Below are 14,923 nucleotides of genomic sequence, written 5' to 3' on the forward strand. Positions count from 1 at the left end.
TTTGTTCGAGTGCGGAGAGAGAGCGGGTGCGACGCGATGCGAGGAATGCCACGAAGAGGATTCGTGACCGGGGCGGTGGCCGGCGCGGTGGGCGCGGCGACGGTGGCCGGTGACGCGGTCGCGCGGCCCCGGGGGACGCGGGCGCTGCCCGGTCCGGCCGCCGGGCGCGATGTGGTGCGGCGCGAGCTGCGCGGGATGTGGGTCGCGACCGTGGCCAACACCGACTGGCCGTCGAGGCCGGGGCTGTCGGCCGCCGCGCAGCGGGCCGAGCTGACCGCCCATCTCGACGGTGCTGTGGAGCGGAAGCTCAACGCGGTCATCCTCCAGGTCCGCCCGACCGCCGACGCGCTGTGGCCCTCGCCGTACGAGCCGTGGGCCGAGTACCTGACCGGGACGCAGGGCAAGGACCCCGGCTGGGACCCGCTGGGCACCGCCGTCCGGGAGGCGCACGACCGGGGTCTGGAGCTGCACGCCTGGTTCAACCCGTACCGGGTCGCGAACCACACCGACACCGCACGGCTGACCGCCTCCCACCCGGCGCGCCGCAACCCCGGCTGGGTGCTGCCGTACGGCGGGAAGCTCTACTACAACCCGGGCCTGCCCGAGGTCCGCGCCTTCGTCCAGGACGCGATGCTCGACGCGGTCCGCCGCTACGACATCGACGCCGTGCACTGGGACGACTACTTCTATCCGTACCCGGTGGCCGGCCAGACCTTCGCGGACGGCGCCGCTTACGAGAAGTACGGCGCCGGCTTCCCCGACCGGGCCGCCTGGCGCCGCGACAACACGGACCGGCTGGTGCGCGAGACCGCCGAACGCATCAAGGCGCTGAAGCCCGGCGTCCGGTTCGGCATCAGCCCCTTCGGTGTCTGGCGCAACGCCGGCACCGACCCGGCGGGCTCACGGACCCGGGCGGGGGTGCAGACGTACGACGACCTGTACGCGGACACCCGCGGCTGGATCCGGAAGGGCTGGCTGGACTACATCTGCCCGCAGCTGTACTGGCACATCGGCAACGAGGCGGCCGACTACGCCGCCCTCGTGCCCTGGTGGTCCGACACCGTACGCGGCACGGGCGTCGACCTGTTCATCGGCGAGGCCCTGTACAAGTGCGGCGACCCCGCCCAGCCCGCCGCCTGGCAGGACCCGGCGGAGCTGTCCCGCCACATCGGCCTCGCGGCCGGGCACGACCAGGTCCGCGGCCACGCGTACTTCTCGGCGAAGAGCGTGGCCGCAGACCGGATCGGCGCGATGGACCGGCTGGTCGCCGACCACTACCGGACCCGCGCGAGGCCGCCGCGCTGACGGTCACGCGGTGCGCGGCCGGTTACGTGATGTCCGCGTCCCGGCCCGCCGCGCAGCCCGTGTGCCGGACGACGGTGTCGGGGCCCGGTGCGAGCAGATGTTCATGTCCGTCGTCGAAACGGACGCGGTACGGGGGAGAGCCCCCGTCCCCGAGCACTTCGACGATCTCCGCGACCCGGTCGTGCCGCCCCACGGTCCTGCCGTGCGTCAGCAGCTGGTCGCCCTTGTGTGCCTCCATCGGGAGTGACCTCCTCGCGGGTGGCGTGTTGCGGTGCTGCCGCCAGTCTATGACCGGGGGCGGGCCGCGCGCTGGGTGAGCGCGATGCAGACCAGGACCGCGACTGCGGCCACCGGGGCCGCCGCGGCGACCTCCTCGCCGAGCAGGAAGAACGACCAGAACAGGGTCAGCAGCGGCTGGGCCAGCTGGAGCTGGCTGGCCCGCGCCACCCCGATCTCGGCCATGCCCCGGTACCAGACGTACAGGCCGAGGAACGTGGAGACGGCCGCCACCCAGACCAGCCCGACGACCCCGTGCACGCTCGGCCGCACCGGCTCGTGCGCCAGCGCCACGGCCGCCCAGGCCAGATTGAGAGGCAGCGTGAGGACCAGCGCCCAGCCGGTCACCTGCCACCCGGGCATCACCTGCGCCAGCCTGCCGCCCTCGGTGTATCCCGCGGCGCACACCAGCAGGGCCCCGAGCAGGTAGAGATCGCCGGCCGACAGCGCCCCGCCGCTCTGCGCCACGGTGAAGACGGCCACCACGGCCGCCCCGGCCACCGCCGCCGCCCAGAAGGAGCGCGGTGGACGCGTCCCCGTCCGCAGCGAGGAGAAGACCGCCGTGGTCAGCGGGAGCAGCCCCACGACCACCGCGGCGTGCGAGGTCGTCGACGTCCGCAGCGCCAGCGTCGTCAGCAGCGGGAAGCCGACCACCACACCGCCCGCCACGACGGCGATCCCCGCCCAGTGCTCGCGGCCCGGCACTCGCACCCGGCCCACGAGCAGCAGGGCGCCGGCGAGTGCCGCAGCCAGCAGGCTGCGCAGCGCCACCAGCGACCAGGGGCCGAAGCTCTCCAGGCCCCACACGGTGGAGGGGAAGGTCAGCGAGAACGTCACCACACCCAGCAGGGCGAGCAGCGTCCCCCGACGGGCCGGGGCGGAAGGGACCGGGCGGCCCTCGACGGGCGCGACCGCTATCGTCGTCGTGGAAGTAGCGCTATCCTCTGCTCTCATGCAAGAGCGTAGCAGTGTGGGGGAGTTGACCGCAGCGCTGCGGGAGGAAGTGAACCGCTACTCTCCTGGTGAGAAGCTGCCGTCCAGCCGGGCTCTCGTCGAACGCTTCCGGGCCGGCCCCGTCACCGTGTCGCGGGCCGTCGCCCAGCTCGCCGCCGAAGGACTGGTCGTCACCCGCCCCGGCTCCGGTGCCTACCGCGCCCGGCCTCCCTCCCAGGCGGCGCCCCCGGCCGGTGACACCTCCTGGCAGGAGGTCTCGCTCAGCGGAGACGGCTCCCCGGAGGCGGTACCCCGCAGCGTCGACGTGTCCGGCCTCCTGGCCAGCCTCGCCGCCCCGCCCACCGGCGTCATCGAGCTCAACGGCGGCTATCTGCACGCCTCGCTCCAGCCCGAACGGGCCCTCGCCGCCGCCCTGGCCCGCGCCGGCCGCCGCCCCGGGGCCTGGAGCCGGCCGCCCCTCGACGGGCTCACCGAACTGCGTGCCTGGTTCGCCCGCGGCATCGGCCCCGCGCACGGCGCCGCCGACGTGCTGATCACCGCCGGCGGACAAGGCGCCCTGGCCACCGCGCTGCGGGCACTCGCCCCGCCCGGCGCGCCCGTCCTCGTCGAGTCGCCCACCTACCCGGGCATGCTGGCGGCCGCCCGCGCGGCCGGGCTGCGCCCCGTGCCCGTCCCCGTGGACTCCGACGGCGTCCGCCCCGACCTGCTCGCCGCCGCCTTCCACGCCACCGGGGCCCGCGTCTTCGTCTGCCAGCCGCTCTTCCAGAACCCGACCGGCACCGTCCTGTCCGAGGCCCGGCGCCCCGAGGTCGTCCGGATCGCCCGGGAGGCCGGCGCCTTCGTCGTCGAGGACGACTTCGCCCGCCTCCTCGCCCACGACGACGCGGGACCGCTGCCCCGGCCGCTCGCCGCCGACGACCCCGACGGAGTCGTCGTCCACACCCGCTCGCTCACCAAGGCCGCCTCGCCCAGCCTGCGCGTGGGCGCGCTCGCCGCCCGGGGTCCGGCCCTGGAACGGCTGCGGGGCATCCAGATCGTCGACAGCTTCTTCGTACCCAGGCCCCTCCAGGAGGCCGCGCTCGAACTGGTCGGCTCGCCCGCCTGGGGCCGGCACCTGCGTGCCGTGTCCGCCGAACTCGGGGCCCGGCGCACCGCCACGGCGACGGCCCTGCGCGAGGCCCTGCCCGGCATCGGGCTGCCGTACCTACCGGCGGGCGGCGGCTACCTCTGGCTGCGCCTGCCCGGGGCCGAGGCCGGTACGGACGAGTCCGCCATGGTCCAGGCGGCGCTGCGCGCGGGGGTGGCCGTCGCGCCGGGGAGGCCCTACTTCTGCGCCGAGCCCCCCGCGCCGCACATCCGGCTGAGCTTCGTCTCCGCCGCCGGACCGGCCGAACTCGCGGAGGGTGTGCACCGGCTGCGTACGGCGTGGGAGGGCACACCGGCGACGGAGCCGCCCGCCGGCCTGCCTACTCCGGCGTAGGAGTGCGCGAAAGACCTCTTGACCCGCGTCGCGATCCGCCCCACGATCGCGCCCATGAGTGTTCGGGTCACGCTCGTCGCCGCCGCGCGCGGCTCCGCCCTGCTCGCCGAGCGTTTCGACGACGACCGGCCGCTCGACGAGGCCGGCTGGCACGCCGTCTCGTTCGCCGCCCCGGCCCTGGTGCCCCTGGGCGCCGCCGAACTGCGCTACTGCTCACCGACCCCGCGCAGCCGTGCCACCGGCGACGCGCTCGGCTTCCACCCGCTGGTCCAGCCGGCCCTGCGCGACTGCGACATGGGCCGCTGGCGGGGTCATACCCTCGCCGAGGTCACCGCCCGCGAACCGGCGGCCGTGGACGCCTGGCTGGCGGACCCGCGCTCCGCGCCGCACGGCGGTGAACCGCTGCTCGCCTTCATCTCCCGGATAGGCGGCTGGCTGGACACCCGCCCCGCCTGCGACGGCGCGATCGTCGCCGTCGCCGAGCCCGCCGTCGTCCGGGCCGCCCTCGTCTACGCGCTGAAGGCCCCGCCGTCCTCGTACTGGAACGTCGACGTCAGCCCGCTCGCCGCCGTCACCCTCACCGGCCTGCCACGCCGCTGGAGCCTGCGCCTGTAGCCGGGGGCGGCCCGGACGGTGCCTCGCCCTCGGTGTCGATGTGCGGCAGCGCCCGGTCCAGCCACCGGGGCGCCCACCACGCCGCGCGGCCGAGCAGCGTCATCACCGCGGGGACCAGGAGCAGCCGTACGACGGTGGCGTCGATGAGCACGCTGACCGCGAGCCCGAGGCCGAGCATCTTGACCACGATGTCGTCGCTGAGGATGAACGCCGCGAAGACGCTGACCATGATGAGCGCGGCGCAGGTGATGACCCGGGCCGTGATCTCCAGACCGTGGGCGACGGCGCCCCTGCTGTCCCGGGTGCGCAGCCATGCCTCGTGCACCCGGGAGATCAGGAAGACCTCGTAGTCCATGCTCAGCCCGAAGACGATGGCGAACATCATCATCGGCACATAGCTCTCGATGGGCACCGTCCCGGAGACACCCAGCGAGGGACCGCCCCAGCCCCACTGGAAGACGGCCACCACCACCCCGTACGAGGCGGCGATCGAGAGCAGGTTGAGGACGGCGGCCTTCACCGCGACCAGCACACCGCGGAAGACGATCAGGATGATGAGGAAGGCGAGGCCCACCACGACGGCGATGATCTCGGGCAGCCGGGCGGCGATGATCGCCAGGAAGTCCTCCTGGGCGGCGGTCGTCCCGGTCACATAGCCGGTGGCCTTCGTGCCCGACACGCCCTCGGGCAGCACGTCGTCCTTGAGGCGCTTGAACAGGTCCGTCGTCCCCGCGTCCTGCGGGGCGTCCTTCGACACGGCGGTCCCGACGAGCAGCGCGTCGTCGCCCGTCGGCTGCAGCGCGCTGACGCTCGCCGCGCCGGGCACGTCCGTGAGCGCCTTCTGCAGGTCGGACGCGAGCGCCGAGCGGTCCGAGTCCGGCACCGACCGCTGGTCGACGACCAGGGTGAAGGGCCCGTTGGCGCCGGGTCCGAAGGCGGTGGAGATCAGGTCGAACGCGCGCCGGTCGGTGAAGCTCGTCGGATCGGCCCCGTCGTCGATGTGCCCGAGCCTGATGGAGAACAGCGGGACCGCGAGGACACCCACCACGACCACCCCGGCGAGCAGGAACCACCACGGTCGCCGTTCCACCCGCCGGGCGTAGCGGTGCCAGCCGCCCTGCTGCTCCACGCCGGCCCCGGCCCCTCCCTCGGCGACCGGCGGCCGGACGCGGAAGCGGTCGATCCGCCGGCCGACGAGCCCCAGCAGGGCGGGCACCAGGGTGAGCGCGCCGAGGACCGCGGTGACCACGGTCACCGCGGCGGCGGCCCCCAGCTTGCCGATGAAGGACACCCGCGAGACGTAGAGCCCGGCGAGCGCGACGACGACCGTGCAGCCGGACACCAGCACGGCGCGCCCGCTGGTGGCCACCGCCCGGCCGGCCGCCCGTACGGGGTCGTCGCCGTCCATGACGAGCTGGCGGTGGCGGGTGATCAGGAAGAGCGCGTAGTCGATGCCGACGCCGAGCCCGATCATGGTGGCCAGCGTGGGCGAGACGCTGGCGAAGGTGGTGAGCGCGGCCAGCAGCCCCAGGCAGCTCACCCCCACGATCACCGCGATCAGCGCGGTGACCAGCGGCAGGCCCGCGGCGATGACGCTCCCGAAGCCGATGAGCAGGACGATCACCGCGACCGCGAAGCCGATGGCCTCGCTGGTGAAGTCCTTGGTCTCGGGCCGGGCGAGCTCGCCCAGCGGACCCCCGTACTCCACCTGTACCCCGGCGCTGCGCAGCGGCTTCACCGCCGTGTCGACCTGGTCGAGGTAGGAGTCGTCCAGCGAGGTCGGGTTCACGTCGAACCGTACGGTGATGTACGCCGTCTTCCCGTCCTTCGACAGCGAGGTGGACGTGGCGGAGGACGACGAGGGCAGGGGGTTCTGGGCGGACAGGACGTGCGGCAGCTTCTCCAGGTTCCCCACCACCTGGTCGACCTGGCCGCTCACATCGGTCAGCGGCTTCTGCGCGTCGTGCAGGACCACCTGGGCACCGGTGCCGCCCGCCGCCGGGTCGTGCGCCCGCAGCAGGTCGGCACCGGTGCTGGACTGCGTACCCGACAGATCGAAGTCGTCGGAGTACGTGCCTCCGAAGGCGCTCTGCAGGACGTGCAGCCCGCCCAGCGCCAGCAGCCACAGGACGAGGACCACCACGCAGTGGCGGGCGCACCACTCACCGAGCCGCAGCAGCCGTCCGCGCCGCTGTGCCCTTGCCGTATACGTACTCACGTCGCGAACGTAGAGGCCGGTACGGAGGGCGGGCGGTGCGACACGTTCGGCCGAGGCCGCGGTTCCACCGCTCGGAGGTCACCCCTCCTGCGCGGTGCCCTCCTCGGGCTTGGACGCCCCCTGTCCGGCGGTGAGGATCGAGAGCGCCTCGGCGATGGCCTGTTCGGCGGCGGCCTTGTCGATGCCGAGTCCGCTGAGCACGCCGGAGCCGTCCTCGTGCTCCAGCAGGGCGAGCAGGATGTGCTCGGTGCCGATGTAGTTGTGCCCCATCCGCAGGGCCTCGCGGAAGGTGAGCTCCAGCACCTTGCGCGCGCCGGCGTCGTACGGGATCAGCTCGGGGATCTCGCCGTCGGTGGCCGGAGGCAGCGCCGCGCCGGCCGCCTGCCGGACGGTGTCCAGGGCCACTCCCTGTGCCTTGATGAACGCCGCCGCCAGCCCCTCGGGCTCGCCGATCAGGCCGAGGACCAGGTGGTCCGGGCCGATCTCGGCGTTGCCGGCCGCCCGTGCCTCGTTCTGGGCCGCCATCACCACGTTCTTGGCGCGCTGGGTGAAGCGGCCGAACCCCTGGCTCGGGTCGAGGTCGGTGCCCTCGCCGGGGGCCTTGGCGACGAACCGCTTCTGGGCGGCCTGCCGGGTGACGCCCATGCTCCTGCCGATGTCGGTCCAGGAAGCGCCGGAGCGGCGCGCCTGGTCGACGAAGTGGCCGATCAGGTGGTCGGCGACGTCGCCGAGGTGGTCGGCGGCGATGACGGCGTCCTGGAGCTGTTCGAGGGCGTCGGAGTGGACCTTCTTGATGGCGTCGATCAGGTCGTCGAGGCGGACGGGGTGCGTCGGAACTACGGGTTGCGTCATGTGTCAACCGTAAGTTGACAGTGGCGAGGTGTCAACTATCGGTTGACAGTTCGAGGGGTGTGCGCCCGGATAACGAGAACGCGCCGCCCGACGGGATACGTCGGGCGGCGCGTTCGGTCAGCCGTGGGCTGCGTGCCGGGGTCCGGGGTCAGAGGATCCCGGAGTCGGCGATGGTGACCTTCGCCTTGGTGCGGCCGCTCTGCGAGCCGAGGGACTCGATCCGCTTGACCAGGACCATGCTGTCCTCGTCGGCGACCTCGCCGAAGACGACGTGCTTGCCGTCCAGCCAGGACGTCACGATGGTCGTGATGAAGAACTGCGAACCGTTCGAGTTCGGGCCGGCGTTGGCCATGGAGAGCAGGCCGGGCTTGGTGTGCGCCAGCTTGAAGTTCTCGTCGGCGAACTTCTCGCCGTAGATGCTCTTGCCGCCGGTGCCGTCACCGCGCGTGAAGTCGCCGCCCTGGAGCATGAACGCCGGGATGACCCGGTGGAAGGAGGAGCCCTTGTAGCCGTAGCCGTTCTGGCCGGTCGCCAGCTGGCGGAAGTTCTCGGCGGTCTTGGGAACGATGTCGTCGAACAGATTGAACACGATCCGCCCGGCGGGCTCGTCGTTGATGGTGATGTCGAAGAAAACCTGGCTCGTCATGGATCCATCCTGACATCTCCCCGGACCGTCCCGGAAACCCGGCCCGTCACACGCCGGTGCTTCCGTCGATCCGCTCGCGGAGCAGATCGGCGTGACCGCTGTGGCGGGCGTACTCGCCGATCATGTGGTGATGGATCCAGCGGAGGTTCACCTCGCCGCCCATGAAGGGCGCCGAATCCTCCAGCGACCGCCCGGCGCACACCGCGCGGGACACCGCGACCTCCTCCTGCCAGACCGCGAGGGCCCCGGCGAACGTGGTCTCGGCAGGGAGGTCGAACCCCCCGCTGTGGACCCCCGGACCGGCCGGCGGGCCGTACAGCGGCGGAACGTCCTCACCGGTCAGAATCCGGCGGAACCAGTTCCGCTCGACCTCGGCGAGGTGCTGGACGAGCCCCAGCAGCGTCAGCGACGACGGCGGTACGGAGGCGCTGCGCGCCTGCTCGTCGGTGAGGCCTTCGCACTTCAGGGCGACGGTGGCCCGGTAGAAGTCGAGCCAGCTCTCCAGGCCGGTGCGCTCGTCGGCGTCGAGCGGCGGCATCGGGCGTTCGGTGGGTTCCATGGTCACCGATGCTGTCAGGCACCACTGACACCAGCGCGGTCACGGCCTCCGGCGGGGCTTGCCGCGCTTGGCGGCAGCGCCGCGTGCGCCCTTGGGACTCTTGGCGCCCTTCGCTCCGCCGGAGCCGCCCGCGCCGCCGCGGGAGCCCTTCGCCGCCCCGGTACCGGAAGGACGCTTCGGCTTGTCCTTCGCCTTCGCCCGGTCGGCGGGCGCCGCCCCCGCACGGCCGCGCGAGCTGTTCACGGTCCGCCCGCGCACGATGCCGATGAAGTCCTCCACCCGGTCGGTGGTCTTCTCCTGCGGCCACGACAGCGCGACGCGCGATTCGGGCGCGTCCGTCAGCGGCCGGTACGTCAGGTCCTTGCGGTGGTGCAGCCGGGCCAGCGACTGCGGGACGACGAGGACGCCCACCCCCGCCGCCACCAGCTCGATCGCGTCCGCCGTGGTCGCCGGACGCTCGACGGCCGGGCGGCCGGGCAGCCGCTCCCAGGCCAGGGCGTCGTCCAGCGGGTGCAACACGATCTCGTCGGCCAGCTCGGCGACGGACAGCTCCTCGACCGCCGCGATGAGGTGGTCCTTCGGGATCACGACGACGGTCGTCTCCGTGTACAGGGGGATCGCGCTGAGATCCGTGCCCTCCACCGGCAGCCGGAGGAACCCCGCGTCGGCCTCACCGGCGCGCAGCAGGTCCTGGGCCCCGGTCGCGGGCACCTGGACGAGGGTCAGGGGGATGCCGGGCAGGCGCTCGTTCCAGATCCGCACCCATTTGGTGGGGGTCACTCCGGGGACGTACGCCAGCCGGAACGAAGGGGTTTCTTCCGGGCCTGTCACCCCGCCAGGTTACCGGCCGTGGTCGAGGACGCCGCACGCGCTGGATACCCTTGACCCCATGAAGTCCCACCAGACCACCCAGACCATGAAGCCCGCGACCGCGGCGAAGAAGCTGGGTGTGTACCTCGACGCCACCCCCGCCGAATTCCAGGACGGTGTCGTCTCGCGCGCCGAGCTGGCGGCCCTCCAGGCCGATCCGCCCCAGTGGCTGCGCGACCTGCGGAACAACGGCCCGCACCCCCGCCCCGTGGTCGCCTCCAAGCTGGGCGTCTCCATCGCGGGCCTCGCCCGCGGCGGGGTCACCGAGCCGCTGACCACCGAGCAGATCGACGCGCTGAAGCAGGACAACCCCGAGTGGCTGCAGAAGGAGCGCGCCACCCAGGCCGATGTCCGCAAGGAGAACATCCGCATCAAGGAGCGGAACGCCGAGCGCGAGGCGAAGGCGCGGGACGAGCGCGCCTGACGCCGGGGAGAAACGTGTGGGGGCCCGTTCCGCAGCGGCGGAACGGGCCCCCACGGCTTTGCTCAGTAGCCGGAGAGCCCGGGCCCGTTGTCCCCGGCCACGTTCGAGCCGAACCGGGCCTTCTTCACGAGGGTGCCCAGGTCGACCGGGTTGAAGGCGAGAGAGCCGGTCGTCGTCAGCCCCGTCGAGGTGCCGCGCAGCGACCAGACCGCGCCGCCGTCCGCGACCTTCTCCAGGTCCTCGTCAGGGGCCCCGGCCGTCAGATCCGCCTTGCCGTCCTTGTTCACGTCCAGCAGCCGCACCGAAGCGCCGAAGTGGTCACCCTTCTCCGCCACGCCCGGCACACCGGCCGTGTCCTGGTGGAAGGACTTGGCGCCGGTGCCGCTCAGCCCGCCGGGCCCGCCCTTCAGCAGGACCACCGCGCCCGCGCCCGCCTCGGACTCCAGGGCCTCGAACGGCACGCCCACCGCGAGGTCGTCGTACCCGTCGCCGTTGACGTCCCCCGCGCTGAGGCGGGCACCGAACTGGTCGCCCTTCTCGCCGACACCCGGCACGCCCGCGGTGTCCTGGGTGATCACCTTGGTCCGGGTGGTGCTCACACCGGACGCGGAGCCGTAGTAGATCTCGACGGTGCCCGGGTCCGTGGGAAAGTCCTCGTATATGCCGTTCGGCACCACCCGGACGGCGAGGTCGTCCTTGCCGTCCTTGTCGAAGTCGCCGACCGTCGGGGACGAGCCGGAGGGCAGCCGGGTGGAGGTCGTCGACAGGCCCTGGGGGGTGCCCAGCCACAGGCTCCCTCCCTCGGTGTGCTCCTCGTAGCTGAAGAACGTGCACAGGTCGTCGATGCCGTCGCCATTGAAGTCACCCACGGCGGGGTTGCTCATGAAGTTGTCCGACGTGAACATGGTGATGCGCTGCTCGCGGACCGGCTCGCCCGCCCGGTTGAACGGCCCGTACAGCACGCTCCGCTGTTCGAGGTCCCCGTCCCCCCAGCCGTGCGCCATCATCAGGTCCGTGTTGCCGTCCCCGTCGAAGTCGCCGGCGATGACGTTGTTCCCGATGTCATTGCTCGCGGGGCCCGGAATGCGTACCGCGCCCTGGCCCGAGAGACCGCCGGTCCGGCCCCACAGGATGATGACGGAGCCGAAGTTGTTCATCTCCGGGACCGTTTCGTTGGTGTACAGCGCGAGGTCCGTCAGACCGTCGTGGTCGAGGTCGGCGGGGACCATCCGGAAGCCGAAGCCGTGGCCTTCACCGACCTCGCCCGGCACCCCCGGCGTGCTCTGGTCGATGGTCGTCGTGCGAGCGGTGCTCAGACCCTGGGCGGAGCCGTAGGCCACGGTGATGTACCCGGCGTAGGGCTGTCCGCCGACCGGAGCGGTGGAGGCGGCGACGACGACGTCCTGATACCCGTCCCCGTTGAAGTCCTCCCGCACGGTGGTGGTTGCCGTTCCCCCGGCCGTACCCGCGTGCGCGCCCCCCGGCGCTGCGACGGCCACGCCGCCGGTCAGCGCCGTGGCGGCACAGGCGGCCACGGTCAGCATGGTGCGAATGCCCACAAAATTCTCCTTGGTCGCGTACGTGGAGCCAATGGCGTACGAGGTGTGAGGGCTCGCATAGGAGACACGCGCGACGGGGAGAAGGTTGCACGGCGAACGGAAGGTGAACTCGGCTGCCGGGAAAGGCAGTCGGGGCGGGCGGGGGCGGTCCGTGGCCGCCCCCGCGCCCCGCTGCTAGCGGCCGGCCAGCAGGGTCAGGGTGTCGATCACCCGGTTGGAGAAGCCCCACTCGTTGTCGTACCAGGCGGACACCTTGATGTGGCGGCCGTCGACCCGGGTGAGCTCCGAATCGAAGATGGACGACGCCGGGTTGCCGGTGATGTCGGCCGACACCAGCGGGTCCTCGGAGTATTCGAGTACGCCCGCGAGCGGGCCCTCGGCCGCCGCCCGGTACGCCTCCAGCACCTGATCGCGCGTCACATCCCGGGCCACGGTGGTGTTCAGCTCGACGATCGAGCCCACCGGCACCGGTACGCGGATGGAGTCGCCCGACAGCTTGCCCTCCAGCCGGGGCAGCACGAGCCCGATCGCCTTGGCGGCGCCGGTCGTGGTCGGCACGATGTTGACGCCGGCGGCGCGGGCCCGGCGGGCGTCGCGGTGCGGGCCGTCCTGGAGGTTCTGCTCCTGCGTGTAGGCGTGCACGGTCGTCATGAAGCCGTGCTCGATGCCCGCGAGGTCGTCGAGCACCGAGGCCAGCGGCGCGAGCGCGTTGGTGGTGCAGGAGGCGTTCGAGACGATCGTGTGCAGCTCGGGGTCGTACGCGTCGCTGTTGACCCCGTACGCGAGCGTCACGTCCGCGCCGTCCGACGGCGCGGCGACCAGCACCCGCTTCGCACCGGCGTCCAGGTGGGCGCGGGCGGCCTTCGCCGAGGTGAAGCGGCCGGTCGCCTCCACGGCGATGTCGACACCCAGCTCCGCCCAGGGCAGCTGCGCGGGATCCCGTTCGGCGAGCACCTTGATGCGGCGGCCGTCGACGACGAGGGTGTCCCCGTCCACGGTCACCGGGCGGCCCAGCCGGCCCGCCGTGGTGTCGAACGCCAGCAGCCGGGCGAGGGTGGCCGGCTCCGAGAGGTCGTTGACGGCGACCAGGTCGAGGTCGCTGTCGCGTTCGAGCAGCGCGCGCAGCACGTTGCGTCCGATGCGGCCGAATCCGTTGATGGCGATGCGAGTCATGTGAGATGTCCCTTCTCTCTTCGCCCTCCACGATCGCGCGCGCCGCAGGTCCGGGACAGCGGCGCGATCGCCACGGTCCGCAAGGATCCCGCCATCCCCGCCAAGGACCGGATCCGCCCTATTCGCCACGAGTGAAGGTGCGCCGGTACTCGCTCGGGGTGGTGCCGAGGATGCGCTGGAAGTGCAGCCGAAGATTCGCGCCGGTGCCCAGTCCCACATCGGCGGCGATCTGCTCGACGGCCCGCTCCGAGCGCTCCAGGAGCTCGCGCGCCAGGTCGATCCGGGCCCGCATCACCCACTGCATGGGGGTGTAGCCGGTGTCCTCGGCGAACCGCCGCGAGAATGTACGGGGGGACACCGCCGCGTGCCGGGCGAGCGCGTCCAGGGTGAGCGGTTCGCCGAGGCGGTGCAGCGCCCACTCGCGGGTGGCCGCGAACCGCTCGCCCAGCGGCTCGGGCACGCTGCGCGGCACGTACTGCGCCTGGCCCCCGCTGCGGTACGGGGCCGCGACCAGCCGCCGGGCCGCGTAGTTGGACGCGGCAACGCCGAGGTCGCCGCGCAGGACGTGCAGGCACAGGTCGATCCCGGAGGCGGCGCCGGCTGAGGTGAGGACGCTGCCCTCGTCGACGAACAGCACGTTCTCGTCCACCCGGACCAGCGGGTACTTCGCCGCGAGCGCCCGCGTGTAGTGCCAGTGCGTCGTGGCCCGCCGGCCGTCGAGCAGCCCGGTCGCGGCGAGCGCGAACGCCCCGGTGGAGATGGCGGCGAGCCGCGCCCCCCGCCCGTGCGCGGCGACCAGCGCCTCGATCACCGCCCGGGGCGGGTCCTCCCGGTCCGGCTGCCGGTATCCGGGCACGAAGACGATGTCCGCCCAGGCGAGCGCGTCGAGCCCGTGGGTGACGTGGTACGCGAGCCCGTCACCGCCGGTCACCAGCCCCGGCGCCGCGCCGCACACCCGTACCTCGTACGGCATGCTCGCCCGGGTCGTGAACACCTGCGCCGGGATCCCGACGTCGAGCGGCTTCGCACCGTCCAGCACGAGGACGGCGACGCGGTGCAGACGGGCGGCGGGGGAGGGCGCTGACATGGGCGCGAGCGTACGTGGGCGGGCGCCTACTGCGGCTCCGCGCCGAGCGTGACCGGGCCGGGACCGACCGGAAGGTGGGTGAGGGCGGCCGCCACGGCCTCCCGGGCGGTGGCGAACACGCCGAGGTCGCTGGTGATGAAGCCCCGGCCCACGCCGAACGCGCCCTCGTCGTGGGTGATCAGGCACGGCCCCACGGCGGTCAGGCGCGGACGCGTCGTGGTGGAGAAGCGCAGCGTCCAGTGGCTCGTGTACGGGTAGAGCGCCCGCAGCCGCGGCTCGGCGTACGCCGCCTCGACCAGGGAACGGTAGGCCGGTGCCCAGGGATAGGGGAGTCCGGCCGCCTGCCGCCGCAGTTCCTGCCACTCGGACTCGATCAGGCGGACGGGGTCGAGCGGGGCGTCGGACGGGGAGGCGGACATCAGTCGAGGCAGAACTCGTTGCCCTCGACGTCCTGCATGTTGAGGCAGGACTCGTTCTCGCCGTCGGCGAGCAGCAGCTTCCCGCGCACCGCGCCGAGCGGAAGCAGCCGCGCGCACTCGGCCTCCAGCGCGGCCAGCCGCTCCTCACCCACGAGCCCGGTGCCCACCCGTACATCGAGGTGCAGCCGGTTCTTGGCGGTCTTGCCCTCGGGGACCCGCTGGAAGTACATCCGCGGACCCGCCCCGGTGGGGTCGGAGGCCGCGAACCACATGTTGCGCTCCTCCGCCGGCAGCGATGCGTTGTACGCGTCCCAGGAGTCGAACCCCTCCGGCGGCTCCGGTGCGACGTACCCCAGCACCTCGCACCAGAAACGCCCCACCCGCTCCGGGTCCGCGCAGTCGAAGGTCACCTGGAAGTGCTTGATCGTTGCCATGGGGTCACCCTAGGGCGGGCACCTGCGGTCCTTCCACGGGATTCAGCTCCGC

The 14,923-nt window shown here is 72.9% G+C and carries 16 protein-coding genes; 4 read left to right on the plus strand and 12 right to left on the minus strand.

Annotated features, from left to right (window positions below):
* The first annotated feature begins 36 nt into the window (after positions 1-36).
* Positions 37-1,305 (plus strand): glycoside hydrolase family 10 protein, encoded by a 1,269-nt coding sequence (locus EAO73_RS22680; RefSeq protein ID WP_191134168.1) that lies wholly within the window; start codon positions 37-39, stop codon positions 1,303-1,305.
* A 22-nt stretch (positions 1,306-1,327) separates the two neighbouring features.
* Here the strand turns inward: EAO73_RS22680 and EAO73_RS22685 are convergent, their stop codons facing one another.
* Together EAO73_RS22685 and EAO73_RS22690 are read right to left on the minus strand one after the other, a co-directional pair.
* Positions 1,328-1,543, minus strand: coding sequence for a DUF1918 domain-containing protein (locus EAO73_RS22685; RefSeq protein WP_147973308.1), 216 nt, complete (start codon positions 1,541-1,543; stop codon positions 1,328-1,330).
* A gap of 47 nt (positions 1,544-1,590) precedes the next feature.
* Positions 1,591-2,535: a DMT family transporter gene (locus tag EAO73_RS22690; protein WP_147973309.1), complete on the minus strand. Its 945-nt coding sequence runs from the start codon at positions 2,533-2,535 to the stop codon at positions 1,591-1,593.
* On the opposite strand from EAO73_RS22690, the gene EAO73_RS22695 reads away from it, so the two are divergent.
* Both EAO73_RS22695 and EAO73_RS22700 read left to right on the plus strand, forming a co-directional pair.
* Complete coding sequence (locus EAO73_RS22695) at positions 2,534-4,015, plus strand: PLP-dependent aminotransferase family protein (protein WP_147973310.1); 1,482 nt, start codon at positions 2,534-2,536, stop codon at positions 4,013-4,015. The genes EAO73_RS22690 and EAO73_RS22695 overlap by 2 nt on opposite strands.
* 54 nt (positions 4,016-4,069) lie before the next feature.
* The gene (locus EAO73_RS22700; RefSeq protein ID WP_147973311.1) at positions 4,070-4,630 is read left to right on the plus strand and encodes a histidine phosphatase family protein; all 561 of its coding nucleotides are present in this window, start codon (positions 4,070-4,072) and stop codon (positions 4,628-4,630) included.
* Here the strand turns inward: EAO73_RS22700 and EAO73_RS22705 are convergent.
* The 5 genes from EAO73_RS22705 to EAO73_RS22725 form a co-directional block, all read right to left on the minus strand.
* On the minus strand, positions 4,593-6,848 hold the full coding sequence (locus EAO73_RS22705) for an MMPL family transporter (RefSeq protein WP_191134169.1): 2,256 nt from the start codon (positions 6,846-6,848) through the stop codon (positions 4,593-4,595). The genes EAO73_RS22700 and EAO73_RS22705 overlap by 38 nt on opposite strands.
* A 78-nt stretch (positions 6,849-6,926) precedes the next feature.
* Positions 6,927-7,700, minus strand: coding sequence for a Clp protease N-terminal domain-containing protein (locus tag EAO73_RS22710; protein ID WP_147973312.1), 774 nt, complete (start codon positions 7,698-7,700; stop codon positions 6,927-6,929).
* Between the two features lie 148 nt (positions 7,701-7,848).
* Positions 7,849-8,346, minus strand: coding sequence for a peptidylprolyl isomerase (locus EAO73_RS22715; RefSeq protein ID WP_147973313.1), 498 nt, complete (start codon positions 8,344-8,346; stop codon positions 7,849-7,851).
* A 46-nt stretch (positions 8,347-8,392) separates the two neighbouring features.
* A complete protein-coding gene (locus EAO73_RS22720; RefSeq protein ID WP_147973314.1) occupies positions 8,393-8,905 on the minus strand; it encodes a DinB family protein in 513 nt (170 codons plus the stop codon).
* A 39-nt stretch (positions 8,906-8,944) separates the two neighbouring features.
* A complete protein-coding gene (locus EAO73_RS22725) occupies positions 8,945-9,736 on the minus strand; it encodes a LysR substrate-binding domain-containing protein (RefSeq protein WP_191134170.1) in 792 nt (263 codons plus the stop codon).
* 58 nt (positions 9,737-9,794) lie between these two features.
* Between EAO73_RS22725 and EAO73_RS22730 the strand changes: the two genes are divergently transcribed.
* Positions 9,795-10,199 carry a DUF5997 family protein gene (locus tag EAO73_RS22730; protein ID WP_147973315.1) on the plus strand — a complete coding sequence of 135 codons (405 nt, stop codon included), beginning with the start codon at positions 9,795-9,797 and terminating at the stop codon, positions 10,197-10,199.
* 62 nt (positions 10,200-10,261) lie between these two features.
* Here EAO73_RS22730 and EAO73_RS22735 read toward each other — a convergent pair whose 3' ends face one another.
* The 5 genes from EAO73_RS22735 to EAO73_RS22755 form a co-directional block, all read right to left on the minus strand.
* Positions 10,262-11,758 (minus strand): FG-GAP and VCBS repeat-containing protein, encoded by a 1,497-nt coding sequence (locus EAO73_RS22735; protein WP_224756396.1) that lies wholly within the window; start codon positions 11,756-11,758, stop codon positions 10,262-10,264.
* Between the two features lie 174 nt (positions 11,759-11,932).
* Positions 11,933-12,931 carry a type I glyceraldehyde-3-phosphate dehydrogenase gene (gene gap, locus EAO73_RS22740; RefSeq protein ID WP_147973316.1) on the minus strand — a complete coding sequence of 333 codons (999 nt, stop codon included), beginning with the start codon at positions 12,929-12,931 and terminating at the stop codon, positions 11,933-11,935.
* A gap of 118 nt (positions 12,932-13,049) precedes the next feature.
* Positions 13,050-14,018, minus strand: coding sequence for a GlxA family transcriptional regulator (locus EAO73_RS22745; protein ID WP_147973317.1), 969 nt, complete (start codon positions 14,016-14,018; stop codon positions 13,050-13,052).
* A 26-nt stretch (positions 14,019-14,044) separates the two neighbouring features.
* Complete coding sequence (locus EAO73_RS22750) at positions 14,045-14,437, minus strand: DUF6193 family natural product biosynthesis protein (protein ID WP_224756397.1); 393 nt, start codon at positions 14,435-14,437, stop codon at positions 14,045-14,047.
* Positions 14,437-14,871, minus strand: a complete 435-nt coding sequence (locus tag EAO73_RS22755) for a VOC family protein (protein WP_147973318.1) — start codon at positions 14,869-14,871, stop codon at positions 14,437-14,439. Before EAO73_RS22755 ends, EAO73_RS22750 begins: the two co-directional genes overlap by 1 nt.
* Between the last annotated feature and the right edge of the window lie 52 nt (positions 14,872-14,923).

It is taken from the genome of Streptomyces sp. col6 (assembly GCF_008042035.1).
Lineage (GTDB): Bacteria > Actinomycetota > Actinomycetes > Streptomycetales > Streptomycetaceae > Streptomyces.